Annotated in this window: 11 protein-coding genes; 5 read left to right on the top strand and 6 right to left on the bottom strand. The window is 68.5% G+C overall.

Annotated elements, in window-relative coordinates:
- Positions 1-46: 46 nt before the first annotated feature.
- Together ACWZHB_RS30265 and ACWZHB_RS30260 are read left to right on the top strand one after the other, a co-directional pair.
- Positions 47-1,591, top strand: coding sequence for an aldehyde dehydrogenase family protein (locus tag ACWZHB_RS30265; RefSeq protein WP_427905146.1), 1,545 nt, complete (start codon positions 47-49; stop codon positions 1,589-1,591).
- Between the two features lie 388 nt (positions 1,592-1,979).
- Positions 1,980-2,876: a LysR family transcriptional regulator gene (locus tag ACWZHB_RS30260; protein WP_379333041.1), complete on the top strand. Its 897-nt coding sequence runs from the start codon at positions 1,980-1,982 to the stop codon at positions 2,874-2,876.
- 62 nt (positions 2,877-2,938) lie between these two features.
- Here ACWZHB_RS30260 and ACWZHB_RS30255 read toward each other — a convergent pair whose 3' ends face one another.
- Positions 2,939-4,288: an amidase gene (locus ACWZHB_RS30255; protein ID WP_427909354.1), complete on the bottom strand. Its 1,350-nt coding sequence runs from the start codon at positions 4,286-4,288 to the stop codon at positions 2,939-2,941.
- Positions 4,289-4,511: 223 nt separating this feature from the next.
- Here ACWZHB_RS30255 and ACWZHB_RS30250 point away from each other — a divergent pair, with 223 nt between their 5' ends.
- Together ACWZHB_RS30250 and ACWZHB_RS30245 are read left to right on the top strand one after the other, a co-directional pair.
- Positions 4,512-6,917 carry a protein kinase domain-containing protein gene (locus tag ACWZHB_RS30250; RefSeq protein ID WP_427905145.1) on the top strand — a complete coding sequence of 802 codons (2,406 nt, stop codon included), beginning with the start codon at positions 4,512-4,514 and terminating at the stop codon, positions 6,915-6,917.
- A gap of 51 nt (positions 6,918-6,968) precedes the next feature.
- Positions 6,969-8,888: a serine/threonine-protein kinase gene (locus ACWZHB_RS30245; protein WP_427905144.1), complete on the top strand. Its 1,920-nt coding sequence runs from the start codon at positions 6,969-6,971 to the stop codon at positions 8,886-8,888.
- Here ACWZHB_RS30245 and hpt read toward each other — a convergent pair.
- The 4 genes from hpt to dacB are packed head-to-tail and all read right to left on the bottom strand — an operon-like array spanning position 8,879 to position 13,008.
- Positions 8,879-9,430: a hypoxanthine phosphoribosyltransferase gene (gene hpt / locus ACWZHB_RS30240; protein ID WP_101464749.1), complete on the bottom strand. Its 552-nt coding sequence runs from the start codon at positions 9,428-9,430 to the stop codon at positions 8,879-8,881. The genes ACWZHB_RS30245 and hpt overlap by 10 nt on opposite strands.
- A gap of 24 nt (positions 9,431-9,454) precedes the next feature.
- Positions 9,455-10,474, bottom strand: coding sequence for a tRNA lysidine(34) synthetase TilS (tilS, locus tag ACWZHB_RS30235; protein WP_427905143.1), 1,020 nt, complete (start codon positions 10,472-10,474; stop codon positions 9,455-9,457).
- Positions 10,475-11,536 (bottom strand): zinc-dependent metalloprotease, encoded by a 1,062-nt coding sequence (locus ACWZHB_RS30230; RefSeq protein ID WP_427905142.1) that lies wholly within the window; start codon positions 11,534-11,536, stop codon positions 10,475-10,477. It abuts the gene before it with no gap.
- 14 nt (positions 11,537-11,550) lie between these two features.
- Positions 11,551-13,008: a D-alanyl-D-alanine carboxypeptidase/D-alanyl-D-alanine endopeptidase gene (gene dacB, locus ACWZHB_RS30225; RefSeq protein WP_427905141.1), complete on the bottom strand. Its 1,458-nt coding sequence runs from the start codon at positions 13,006-13,008 to the stop codon at positions 11,551-11,553.
- Between the two features lie 164 nt (positions 13,009-13,172).
- Here dacB and ACWZHB_RS30220 point away from each other — a divergent pair, with 164 nt between their 5' ends.
- Positions 13,173-13,661 (top strand): inorganic diphosphatase, encoded by a 489-nt coding sequence (locus ACWZHB_RS30220; RefSeq protein ID WP_266297542.1) that lies wholly within the window; start codon positions 13,173-13,175, stop codon positions 13,659-13,661.
- Positions 13,662-13,717: 56 nt separating this feature from the next.
- Here ACWZHB_RS30220 and ACWZHB_RS30215 read toward each other — a convergent pair whose 3' ends face one another.
- Positions 13,718-13,945 (bottom strand): hypothetical protein, encoded by a 228-nt coding sequence (locus ACWZHB_RS30215; RefSeq protein WP_378918509.1) that lies wholly within the window; start codon positions 13,943-13,945, stop codon positions 13,718-13,720.
- Positions 13,946-13,985 lie beyond the last annotated feature (40 nt).

Below are 13,985 nucleotides of genomic sequence, written 5' to 3'. Positions count from 1 at the left end.
ATAGCCGGTGAACTCCAATTCCGCAGATGTACGAGGAGAACGACCAGTGAGCGAAATCGACCAGACCGCCGCGGTGATCGAAGTACACAATCCGGCGACGGGCGAACTCGCCGGGACGGTGCCGGACACGGCACCGGACGAGGTGGCGGCCGCGGTTCGGGAACTGCGCCTCTACCAGCCCGAGTGGGAGGCGATCGGGCCCGCCGGTCGCAAGCAGTGGCTGCTGAAGATGCAGGACTGGCTGATCGACAATACCGAGCACCTGGCCGCGGTATTGCAGTCCGAGACCGCCAAGCCCCGGGTCGACGCGATCATCGACCCGGCGTTCGCGGTCGACATCCTCGGCTACTACGCGCGCCGGGCGGGCAAGTTCCTCGCCGACGAGCACCCGTCCCCGCACAGCCCGCTCGCGCGGGTGAAGTCGCTGACCGTCGCCTACCGCCCGTATCCGGTGGTCGGAGTCATCACGCCCTGGAACTTCCCGCTCGCGATGCCCGCGATCGACGTGTTCCCCGCACTGGCCGCCGGCGCCGCGGTGATCCTCAAGCCGTCGGAGGTGACGCCGCTGTCCGCGGTGGAGCTGGCCCGCGGCTGGGCCGAGATCGGGGCGCCGCCGGTATTCAAGGTCGTCACGGGCGCGGGCGCGACCGGCGCGGCCGTGGTCGAGAACGCCGATTACATCCAGTTCACCGGTTCCACCGCGACCGGCCGCAAGATCGCCGCCACCTGCGCCGAGCGGATGGTGCCTTACAGCCTCGAACTCGGCGGTAAGGATCCGGCGATCGTGCTGGCCGACGCCGACATCGACCGCGCCGCGCACGGCATCGCCTTCGGCGGCATGTTCAACGCGGGCCAGGTGTGTATCTCGGTCGAGCGGGTCTACGTCGAGGCACCGGTCTACGACGAGTTCGTCACCAAGCTGACCGCCGCCGTCGCCGCCTTGCGCCAGGGCGCCGACGGGCGCGAATCGAAGCACGACGTGGGCGCGCTGGCCAACGAGAACCAGGTGCTGATCGTGCAGCGCCACGTCGACGACGCGGTGGCGGCGGGCGCCCGGGTGACCACCGGCGGCAAACGCACCGGCGTCGGCACCTTCTTCGAGCCGACCGTGCTGGTGGATGTGGACCATTCGATGTCGTGCGTCGCCGAGGAGACCTTCGGCCCGACGCTGCCGGTGATGAAGGTGGCCGACGAGGCCGAGGCGATCCGGCTGGCCAACGATTCGATCTACGGCCTGTCGGCGTCGGTATGGACGGGCGACAAGGCGCGCGGCGAACGCGTGGCCAGGCAGTTGAACACCGGCGCGGTGAACATCAACGACGTGTTCTCGAACCTGTTCAACCCGGCGATGCCGATGGGCGGTTGGGGCCTTTCCGGCGTCGGCGCGCGCTGGGGCGGTGCGTCGGGCCTGCGGAAATACTGCCGCGCGCAGGCGATGACGAAGCCGAAGCTGCCGACCATGGGCAAGGAATTGTTCTGGTATCCGTACGACATGAACAAGCTCGTCGTCGCGGTCGCCGCGATGCGGGCCGCCGGTGCGCGCGGGATGCGCCGGATCGATCTTCCGGCGGTGCTGCGCCTCAAGAAATAGCCCGGTTTCGGCTGCGGCGGAGCACTTGTGTCGCAGCCGAATTCGTCACTTCGAAACATGTTTGTGATGAAGATCACTCGCTAGTACCTCTGGATGACGAGCGCCGTGGTCAGCGGCACGTTTCGACGCGCTCGACAGCATGGCGGCACGGCCCACATCCGCGCACCGAGTGTGAACGGTGACGCATTTACCCTGGTCAGACGCCCAGGTCAGGCGAAGACCCAGCAACCCCCGGTCGGCGTGAACAAAACGCAATCCGATGGTGCAGCTCACCATGTCAGGCCATATGCTGTGCGATACCAACCTGGTGACTGTTTTGATCCACTTACGCGAACTTCCTTGCCCGTTTTGGCTGGATTTTCCCGACCGATTCTGATAGCAAGGTGCTATGGACCCGCATTTGCGCGATCTGCGGTATTTCGTCGCCGTCGCTGAGGAACTGCATTTCACCAACGCCGCCCAGCGGCTGCACATCGCTCAGCCGACGTTGTCGCGCCAGATCCGCCAGCTCGAACGCCAGCTCGACGTGGTCCTGTTCGACCGCAACCAGCGCAGTGTCGCCCTGACCGTCGCCGGTAAGGAACTGCTCGAAGGCGCCCGCAAGATCCTCGAGCTGTGGGAGGTGACCAACGTGTCCCTCCAGGAAGCAGGCGAGGTGCTGCGCGTCGGGATCCAGTCCGCCCTCGGCCGTGGTCTGCTCAACGACCTCGAGAGCGCGAGCGGTCACCGCCTCGCCCTGCACGCCGCGTCGTGGAACGACCCGTCCAGTGGCCTTGCCGGCCGCCAGGCGGACCTGTCGCTGGTGTGGCTGCCGTTGCCCGACCCCAACCGTTACCGCTGGCAGGTGCTGCGCACCGAGCCGCGCTGGGTGCTGCTGCCCGAGACGCACCCGCTGGCCGAGCAGGACAGCATCGACTTCGCCGATCTGCTCGACGAGCCCTTCGTCGCTCTGCCCACCGAGGCGGGCGCGGTGCGCGACTTCTGGCTCGGCAACGATGCCCGCGGCGGCAAGGCGGCCAAGATCGGCGCCGAGGCGGCTACCCCCGAGGACAAGCTCGAGGCCGTGAGCCTCGGTCTCGGTGTGTGCCTGCTGGCCGAGAACAATGTGCCGATGTACCGCTGGCCCGGGCTCACCGCGCGTCCGGTCGCCGGCCTCACCCCGTGTGAGCTGGCAGTGGCATGGCGGGCCGACGACACCCGCCCGACCATTCTGGAATTCGCCGGTCGCGCTGTCGACGGCGGTTTCTCCGAGCCGACACCGCAGCCGCAGCCGATCGCGGTCTGAGAGGCGCAGCCGCGTCAGCGCTCCGCGGCCGCATCTGGCCGGAGCGAAGGCGGAGGTCGCGCCTAGTTCGACATTTCCAGTTGGGCGGCGAGGCCGAGCAAGGTGGCTTCGCTCCCCGGCGGGCCGATCAGCTGCGCGGCCAGTGGCGTGTGCGCCTCGGGATGGGTGCCCATCGGCAGTGATGCCGCGGGCCAGCCGAGCAGATTCCACAGTCCGGTGAACGGCGCGTACCGCGCCGAGGACACGACATTCGCGGCCCAACCGCGGCCGCTCCACTGCCGCGCTCTTGGTGGCGGCGCGGCGAGCGTCGGGGTGATCACCACGTCGAAGTCCTCGAAGAATTCGAGCAGTCTGGCTTCGGTCCGGTCGATCTGGCCGGGACGGACCAGGCCGAGTCGCCGGATCACCCTGCCGATCGCCAGATGCCGTCGGGTGCGTTGCTGGAGCAGTTCGGGGTTCGGGAGCGCGTCGGCGTCGGCCAGACCCGCGCTCGGCCAGCGCAACAGCATCAACAGCGCCGCGTCGCCATAGGGCAGTTCGACCGGTTGCACCTCGTGCCCGGCCACCGCCGCGCGCGCACCCGCGGTGCGCGCCGCCGCCGTCCAATGCCGATCCATTCGGACCAGCCGCGACGGCGGAGCCACGGCCAGCCCGATGCGTAGTCGCTGCGGCTTGCGTAGTTCGGCCAGGTCGGACCGGCCCGCCAGCACCGACAGCGCCAGGGCCGCGTCCGAGACAGTGGTCGCGAGGACGCCGTTCTCGCCGAGTCCGGCCCAGGAATCGGCGCCGATCTGCGCGGGCACCACGTGTCTCCCCGGCTTGATACCGAACACTCCGCAGGCGGCGGCGGGCACCCGGATCGAGCCGAGTCCGTCGTTGCCGTGGGCGATCGGGACCAGTCCGGCGGCCACCGCCGCTGCCGCGCCACCGGAGGATCCGCCCGTCGACCGGCCGACATCGCGCGGATTACGGGTGACGCAACCGAGCGAGTCGGTGCTCGCCCACAGACCCAGTTCGGGCATGGCCGTCAGGCCGACAACGATCGCGCCCGCGGCCCGCAACCTGGCCACCACGGGGTGATCGACCGTCGCCGCTTCCGCGGAGGTGGCCGCCGAGCCCGCTCGGGTCTGTTCCCCCGCGACCGCGATGTTCTGCTTCACCGCCACCGGCACACCGGCCAGCGGCAACTCGTCGAGGTCTTGCCGGGCGGCCAGTTCCCGCGCTTCGGCCCTGGCTTTCTCGGCGCGCACCACCGTGAACGCGTTGATCTTGCGATTCTCCGAGGCGATGCGGGCCAGCGCGTCGGCGGTGACGTCGGAGGGCGTGATGGTGCCCGCGCGGACCCGGGCGGCGAGTGCCGCCGCGGGGCCGCCGATGGGGTATTCGGGGCCGGGTGGGTGGGACGAATTCATCGTCACCTCGTCCGTCACGCCGTCGTCATCGACGGACTCCCATGCTACCGCCGTGAGGTCTTCGTTCATCTGCGGATTCGCCCCCGTCGCATGGTCGTCGAAATTCGGGTGATCAGCTCTAGAGGCGCAAGTTATCATTTCAAGTACGGCTCTCCGGCGATGGCGGCGGGTGTGGCGGAATGAATTTCGCACCGATCCGCGCGAACCTTATTTAGGTCGGTTGATGAGCGATAACACCGGAAGCGATGAACGCCCCGACACAACCCCCGGTCGGGCCACGAATGTGCGCGTCGACATGGTCGAGGCCTTCGCGGCCGCGTGGGGCACCGCAGCAGAGCGCCCACCCGAAATCGCCGAGTTCCTGCCCGACGCGGCGACCCTGCGCGCGCAGGCGCTGCACGAACTGATCCGGGTCGACCTGCGTCATCGCTGGCTGCATCACGCGGGCGCCGACATCACGCGCAAGCGGCTGATCCACTACTGCGCCGAGTTCCCCGAACTCGACCGCGCGACGTTGCCCGCTGGACTGGTGTTCGAGGAATTCGTCATCCGCAGGCACAGCGGCGAGCGCGTCGATCCGCGCGATTGTCTGCGCGAGTATCCGGAGCAGGCGGCCAGTCTGCGCGGTCTGCTCAACACCGACGAACTCGACCAGAGCACCCACCGCGAGGCCGATCTCGACGCGACGATGAACCACACACCGGACTCGGTTCGTAGTACGGACATGACCAGTCCGCAGCTCGACCTCACCGCGACCGCCACGGCGGCCGCGACCGAGTCGACGGCCGCGGACTCCTCGCCCGGCTCGTTCGCCCCACTCGATCGCATCGAAATCGGCCAGACCATCGGTGATTTCGAGCTGCTCACCGGACTCGGATCCGGTGCTTTCGCGCGCGTCTTCCTGGCTCGGCAAACGTCGATGCAACGCCTGGTCGCGGTGAAGATCTCCGCCGACCGCGGCACCGAACCGCAGACACTGGCCCAACTCGACCACGACTACATCGTGCGCGTGTTCGACCAGCAACTGATGGACACCGACTCGGCACCCGCTGGTTCGCGCCGCCTGCGTCTGCTCTACATGCAGTTCCTGCCCGGCGGCACCCTGCTCGGCCTGCTGCGCTGGGTCCGCGCGACCCCGTCCGCCGAACGCAGCGGCAAACTGCTGCTCGACGCGGTGGACGCCGCGATGGAGGAGAAGGGCGAGATCCGCCCGACCGATTCGAGCGTGCGCTCCGAGATCGCCGCGCTGAGCTGGCCGGAAACGGTGGCGTGGCTGGGTAGACGGCTGGCGGAGGCGCTCGATTACGCGTCCTCACACGGCGTCCTGCATCGCGATGTGAAGCCGGCGAATGTGCTGCTCACCGCCGAAGGCGTGCCCAAGCTGGCCGACTTCAACATCAGCTTCAGCCGCACTGTGGCGGGGACGAGCCCGGTCGCCTACTTCGGCGGGTCGCTGGCCTACATGTCGCCCGAACAGCTGGAGGCCTGTCACCCCGGCCTCGGCCGCACCGCCGCCGACCTCGACACCCGCAGCGATATCTACTCCCTTGGCGTGGTCCTGTGGGAACTGCTGACCGGTGCGAAGCCGTTCGACGACAACACCGCCGCGGCCGAGGGTCGCGGCGACGAGACCACCCTCGAGTCGATGCTCGAGCGACGAACCGATGGCGTCGACCCAGCGGCGCTGGACCGGGTCCCGGCGAACTGTCCCGCTGCCCTGCGCCGCGTCCTGCTGACCTGCCTCGACCCGGACCGGTCGGGTCGCTGGGCCGACGGTGCGGTGCTGGCCAAGCAGTTCGACCTGTGTCTGGATGCTCGCGCTCGCGACCTCGTCGACCCGCCGCCGAACAGCTGGCGGATGCAATGGCGCAAGTGGCCGTTGCTGGTGATGATCTTGGCGATCGGTGTCCCCAACGCACTGGCGTCCTGGTACAACATCCTGCACAACCAGCACCTGGTGGTGAGCCGGCTCAGTGAGAACGCCCAGCAAACCTTCGTGGTGATCACGGCGGGCGTGAACCTGGTCTTCTTCCCGCTGGGTGCCGCGGTGCTCATCTACCTCGCCCGTTTCGTGCTCTCCGTGCCGCGAGGCCTTCGCCACGGCCGCCGCTACGAACCGCAGATCCTGCGCCGCACCAGACACGACACCCTGCGACTCGGCGACCGGGTCGTGGTCGTCGTGTTCTCGCTCTGGGCGATCTCCGGGGTCACCTTTCCGATCATTCTGCAATTGGCCGCGGGTAACGTCCCGGGCCGCGCCGTCGTCCACTTCCTCGCGTCCCTACTGGTCTGCGGCGCGATCGCGGTCGCATACCCGTTCTTCCTCGTGACGTTCTACCTGGTCCGCTGCATCTACCCGGTCTTTCTCCGCCACGGCGAAATCAGCACCGACGACAGCACCTGGCTCCGCGCACTGAGCCGCCGCTGCACCTGGTACCTCGCGGTCGCCGCCTCGATCCCGCTGCTCGCCGTAGCGGGTGTCACCTTCCTCCCGCCCGGTGATATCCCGGCCGTGATCGTTGCCGTTCGAGTCCTGTGCGTCGGCGGCATCGTCGCCTTCGTCGGCTCCTACCTGCTCTTCCGAGCGCTCGAAGCCGACTTGAAAGCTCTGGAACGCGTCGTCAACTGAGACTGCCCGGCGCGGCTGAACTTCCGTGCGGGTCCGCCCGTATCCCCCGTCGTGAGCTCGACAGTGATCACCGAGGCGACCCGCCCCTCGCTCGACCGCACCGCCACCGCGCACCCCACCGATCGACGCGGGCTCGACCGGTTCGAGGCGGGCGCTCAGATCGGCGACTTCGAGCTGTTGACCGAGCTCGGTGCCGGCGCGTTCGCCCGGGTCTTCCTGGCCCGGCAACGCTCGATGCAGCGGCTGGTCGCGGTGAAGATCTCCGCCGACAGCGGCACCGAGCCGCAAACCCTGGCCCAGCTCGACCATGCCTACATCGTGCGCGTCTTCGATCAGCTGGTGCTGGACCCGCCAGCCGACGGCTCACCCCGGCTGCGGCTGCTCTACATGCAGTTCCTGCCCGGCGGCACCCTGCTCGGCCTGCTGCGCTGGGTCCGCGCGACGCCACCCGACGACCGCAGCGGCCGGCTCCTGCTCGACGCGATCGACGCGGCGATGGCGGAGAAGGGCGAAATCCGCCCGGCCGATTCGAGCGTGCGTTCCGAGATCGCCGAACTCAGCTGGCCCGACACGGTGGCCTGGCTGGGCCGGCGCCTGGCGTCAGCGCTGGATCACGCGGCGGATCGCGGTGTCCTGCACCGTGATGTGAAACCGGCGAACGTGCTGCTGACCGCCGAGGGCGTGCCGAAGCTCGCCGATTTCAACATCAGTTTCAGCGAAACCGCGGGCACCAGCCCACTGTCGTATTTCGGCGGGTCGCTCGCGTACATGTCGCCCGAGCAACTCGAGGCCAGCCACCCCGGCCATGACCGCAGCGCCGCCGACCTCGAAGCACGCTCCGATCTCTTCTCACTGGGTGTGCTGCTGTGGGAATTGCTCACCGGCGCAAAGCCGTTCGATGACACCGGCGCCGACGATCCCGCCCTGACCGATCGCGCGAGGCTGGACGCCATGCTCGTCTCCCGGAGTGCCGGAGTGAGTAGCGCTGCTCTGCACCAACTTCCGCCGGACTGCCCGCCCACGCTGCGCCGGGTGTTGCTGCGCTGCTTGGCACCTGATCGAACAGACCGCTGGCCCGACGGCACCGTGCTCGCCGAGCAGTTCGATCTCTGCCTCGACCCGCGCAGCAGAAACCTGGTCGACCCACCGGCCGGTTCCTACCGAATCCGCCTGCGGCCCTTCATGGTTCCCTTGATGACGCTGGCGATCGCCGTACCCAACGCACTCGCCATCCGGTACAAGACGTGGCAGAACTCCGGCCTACTCGTGCAGCGGCTCGAACCGGTCGCTCGCGAAGCGCTGCACATCGTCTCGGTGGTCACCAACGTGATTTCTTTCGCGCTCGGCACGGTGATCCTGATCTTCCTGTCCCGCCACGCGATCCTGGTTCCGCGCGCCTTGCGAGCCGGCAGGCACGTGCGACCCGGCGATCTGGGGTCAGCCGGACGGCAGTCGCTGTACCTGGGTGACCGCGCGGTTGTTGTCGCCACACTGTTCTGGGCCACCGCGGCCGCGATCCTGCCCGCCGTGGTGAAAGTCAGCACCGGCCACCTGGAGACCCGCACCACCGCGCAGTTTCTACTGTCGAACGCCATCGGCTGCGCGGTCGCGGTGACCTACGCGTTCTTTCTGATCACCTTCTACATGGTCCGCTGCGTCTACCCGATCGTCGTGCAGCGAGGCCACCTGTTCCACACCGATGCCGCGGCGCTGCGCGGACTCCGGCAGCGCTGCGGGTGGTACCTGGCGGTCGCCGCGTCCATTCCACTGATCGCGATGCTCGCCATCACCTTGCTGCCGACCGAAGACCTGCTGCCGACCATGGTCTCGCTGCGCGTGGTCTACCTCGGCAGCGTCGTGGCCTTCATCGGCTCGTACGTGCTGTTCCGCGCGATCGACACGGACATCCGGGCCCTGCTCAGGGTCGTTGATCCCCAGCCCCGCACGCCCCGCTCCAGGATCTACGAGTAGACCGCCGGGTTGAGGGTGCCGATGTAGGGCAGGTCGCGGTAGCGCTCGGCGTAGTCGAGGCCGTAGCCGACGACGAATTCGTTGGGGATGTCGAAGCCCACGTGGGCGACGTCGACGGGGGTGCGCAGGGCGTCGGGCTTGCGGAGCAGGGTGACTACTTCCAGCGAGGCCGGGTTGCGGGTGGACAGGTTGCGCTTGAGCCAGGACAGGGTCAGGCCCGAGTCGATGATGTCCTCGACGATCAGGACATTGCGGCCCGCGATGTCCTTGTCCAGGTCCTTCATGATCCGCACCACGCCCGAGGACGAGGTGGACGAACCGTAGGACGACACGGCCATGAATTCGAGCTGGGTGGGAATCGGCAGCGCCCTGGCGAAGTCGGTCATGAAGAAGATCGCGCCCTTGAGGACACAGATCAGCAGGAGGTCACCTTCGGGGGAATCGGGCGGGTACCGCTTGGCGACGAGTTCGGCCAGTTCCTCGATCTTGGCTTTGATCTCGTCTTCGGTGATCAGCACCGATGCGATGTCGTCTCCGTACACGGAAGTGGGTGTCCCTTCGTGGCATCAAATGCGCGGCTGTGCTCGCACCGCCAGCGTGCCATGTTCGCGCGTCACGACCAACCTGTGGTCCCTCGAGCCACCCGCCACCGCCACCCCGCCCTGGCCACGCCAGTTGCTCACCAGCTCGTCGATCGCCTGTAAATGGGCGTTCATGAGCCCGGTCACGCCCTGATCCGCGAGCCAGGCCCGCACAGCTCTGCGCCGCAACGCGGGCGGCGCAGTGGTCAGGATCTCGATCGAGAGGGTCGGTCGATCGCTGTCGGGGGTGCCGGTGTCCGGCACAGCACGTGCCGCCCGCAGCAACTCGTCGGCGTAGGCGTCGAGGACGGTCCCGTCCGCGCGGAGCTGGTCGGCGGTGCGGGCCAGCGCCTGTGCCACGCCACCACCGAGTACCTCTTCGAGCAGCGGCAACACCTCGTTGCGCACGCGAACCCGGGTGTAGCTGGGGTCGGTGTTGTGTGGGTCGTCCCAGGGCGCGATCCCCAGATCCGCACACACCTGCACCGTCTCAGCGCGCCGTACACCCAGCAGCGGCCGCCCCCACGGCGAATTCCACGCCACCATCCCCTGAATCGATCGCCCGCCCGACCCCCGCGCCAATCCGAGCAGCACAGTCTCGGCCTGATCATCGAGGGTGTGCCCGAGCAGCACCGGCCGCCCGTCCCGCACCGACTCCAACGCCGCGTACCGAGCCACCCGCGCGGCCGCCTCCACACCCCCCGCACGCCCCACATCGACAGGCACCACCATCGCCCCCACGCACCCGAGCGCCCTCGCCTGCTCGACCGCCCGATCGGCCACCTCGGCCGAGCCCTCCTGCAATCGATGATCGACCACCACCGCGGTCACCGCACCCGCCTCGACAACAGCAGCGGCCACCAGGGCCAGCGAATCAGCCCCACCGGACAACCCGACGACCACCGGCCCACGCCCGCCCCGCGCGGCGACCCATTCCCGCACACCACGGCGCACGGCGAGCACCGCCGCGGTCTCCGGCAGGCGCACGCCACTCGGTCCGGTCATCTACCCCAGCACCCGGCGAATCCACCGCTCCGGATCGTCGACCTCATCCAGCAACGGCAGCGTGTCCGCGTTCGTCCACACCGTGTTGAACTCCGCGACCCCCACCCGCTCGACCACCGCGTCCACGAACTTCTTTCCCCGGACGTACTGCGCGACCTTCGCGTCCACCCCGAGCAAGGCCCGCAGCAACCGCTGAATCGGATTCGAGGGCCGCTGCCTGCGTCGATCGAAGGCCGCCCGGATATCGGCGACGGTCGGCACCACAGCGGGCCCGACAGCGTCCATCACATGATCGGCGTGCCCCTCGAGCAGCGTGCCGAGCATCAGCAGCCGATCCAGCGCCTCCCGCTGCGGCGGTGCCTGGGCGGCACGCAACAGCCCGACCACTCCCCGAGCGTTCGGATCATCGGCGGTGTCCCCATTGCGTCGGGAGCGCACCTCACCGAGCAACCGGGTGAGCATCTCGCTCATCGGTTCCTCGCCGACCTCACTCAAGATGTCCACGTTGGAGCGCATGTAGTCGCCCAGCCAGGGCGCCGACGAGAACTGCACCCGATGGGTCACCTCGTGCAGGCACACCCATAACCGGAAGTCGCTTGGATCGACACCGAGCGCCCGCTCGACACCGAGAATATTGGGCGCGACCAGCAACAAGGTGCCGTCCTCGCCGGTGAACGGGTCGTACTGGCCGAGAATCGCGGTGGACAGGAACGCCAGCATCGTCCCGGCCTGCACACCCGCGGGCTTCCCGACGAACTTGCCCCCGTCGGTGGACTCGGTGCCGGTGAGCACAGCCATCGATTCGGCGGCCGCCGAGATCCACCCCGGCCGGTCGACGATCCGCGCCTCGGGCACCGGCCGATCGTCGAGCAATCCGCTGACCTCGCGTACCGGCAGTTCGGCCAGCACCGAGGCCGACGCCAATTCGGCGACGACCTGCTCAGCCGTCTGCCGCGACACGCGCGGCCCGGCGGGAGCCAGCACGGCCCCCGTCCGCGCGGCCAGCCGCCAATCCACCGCTCCGCTGAACCCGGAACTCTTGCGCTCGGTCTTGTCGGTCATCAATCACCCGTTCTCTACGAGCATCCGCAGTTGCGCAGGGCACCCGCCACCGCGTCGAGCGCCGGCCTGCTCTGTTCCGGCAATCGGTCGTTCGACATGAGTGCGAAGGTGAGCACCCGCCCGTCACGGTCGAGTACATATCCGACCAACGCGCTGGCCACGCTCAGAGTTCCGGTCTTGGCGCGCACCCACCCCGCACCCTGCCGGTTCTGGGTGACGAAACGCGGCGCGAGCGTGCCGGTGCCGCCCGCGACGGGCAGATCGTCGAGCATCGGCGCGAGAGCGGCTGCGCGCGGGTCGTTTTCGGGCCTGGCCTGCGTCCCGGCGGGCACCACAGCCGCGGCGCCGGTCGGCTTCGCGGCGGTCGCGATGATCGAGTCGAGCAGCTTCGGCGATACGCGGTCGTCGACGGAAAGCCCACTGTTGTCGGCCAAATGCATGCCGGCGACATCGAACCCGGCCGCTGACAGCGCCGCGGAGGTAGCCGCGACCGCACCGGCGAACGACGCGGGCTGGCCCGACGCCACCGCCAGCTCACGTCCGATGGTTTCGGCCAGCACATTGTCGGAATGAATCATCATGTCGTGCAGGCGAACTCGCAGCGGAGCGGATTCGACCTTCGCGATCTGTGCCCCGTTCTGCGTAGCCGGACCGACCCGCACCGCACCCGGATCGATCCCGAGCGCGGCAGCCAGCGCCCGGCCCGCGTCGAGGGCGGGATTCGAGGTGCGCGGGGAGTAGTCGGCCGCGTAGTCGAGTCGGCCACCATCGATCATGATCGGTTCGATCGGCGTGATCGACCCTTCCGGAACATCGATCGGATCCCAGCCAGACGCCATCGTCGGCCCCGAATAAGCGGAAGTGTCGACCACGATCGCGTTCGCCTGCCTGCCAGCGGCCCGCACCTGCGCGGCCAGATCCGAGATCCGCGCACCGTCGGTGTAGTAACCACCGGCAGCCTGCGTGGTCAGCGTCGGGTCCCCACCGGCGACCAGCACCAGTTCGCCCGGTGCGCCGGCGAGCACTTTCGTGGCCACCCGCTGATCATCGGGCAGGGTGAGCAGCGCGGCCGCGACCAGCATGATCTTCGCCGTCGAGGACGGAATCATCGCCTTCACCGGCTCCTGACTCCACAGCACCGTCCCGCTGGCCGGATCGGTCACCTGACCGGCGAACGTCCCGAGGTCGGGGTTGCCGACCACCGGCGCGAGCGCCGCGGCGATCCCGGCCACCGTGGGCGCGGGCGCGTCCGAGCGGGCAGGCGCCACCTCGGGAAACACCTGACCGGTGTCCGGCGGCGGCGCCACGGTGAGCCCGCCGTGCCGGAATTCCGGCGTCCACGGCTTCGCGATCGCCGCGAAACCGCCCGCGATCACCAGCAGCGCGACGACCACCGCTGACAACCAGATCCAGCGGGACCTGCGGCGCCCCTGCACCTGCGATCCCGGATTTCTGCCGTCTGCACCGACCACGACCGTGTCTCCCTAAAACGCCGCCCGACACGCCTCGACTGCGCGACTGAGCCGCCTGCCGCACCGGTGTACCAGCACACCACACTATCCTCGTTGCGCAACGGTTCCCCAGAACGATCTGGCGATTCGGCACAGACCAGCACTCGAACGAGCAAGGAGATGGCGTGGAGTTCGACGTCACCATCGAGATTCCCAAGGGTTCTCGGAACAAGTACGAGGTCGATCACGAGAGCGGCCGGGTCAAGCTCGACCGGTACCTGTACACCTCCATGGGCTACCCGGCCGACTACGGCTTCATCGAGAACACCCTCGGCGAGGACGGCGACCCGCTCGACGCGCTGGTGCTGCTGCCCGAGTCGGTGTTCCCCGGCGTGATCGTCGAGGCCCGCCCGGTGGGCGTGTACCGCATGACCGACGAAGCCGGCGGCGACGACAAGGTGCTGTGCGTCCCCGCGGGCGACCCGCGCTGGGATCACATCCAGGACCTGGGCGACGTCTCGGAGTTCGAACTGTCGGCGATCAAGCACTTCTTCGAGCGCTACAAGGATCTCGAGCCCGGCAAGTACGTCGAAGGTTCGGAGTGGCTGGGCCGCGCCGAGGCCGAGAAGATCATCGACGAGTCCTTCGCCCGGCTGAAGGAATCCGGCCACTGAGCCGATAGACCTAACGAAACGGGAAGTCCGAAGAGCTTTCGGACTTCCCGCTTTTGTCAGTACCAGATGTAGAGGTCCCAGCCGTCCCAGGTCTCCGTGCACTCCCAGTAGTACCCACCGGTGTACGGATCCTCGCCTGCCGCGCGGCACTGGTAGAGCTCGTAGTACGTGCCGTAATACGTTCCGTACGGGGCCGCGGCGGCACTGCCCGCACCGACCGCCGACACCCCGGCGACGGTCGCGACGGCCAGTGCGGCGGCGGCGATAGTGGATTTGATGCGCATGTTGTCTCTCCTGATGCGTGCGATGACGACATCTCGAAGT

It is taken from the genome of Nocardia sp. FBN12 (genome assembly GCF_054031145.1).
The sequence above is the reverse complement of the archived record's forward strand: the minus strand, read 5'-3'. Positions and strand labels throughout refer to the sequence as shown.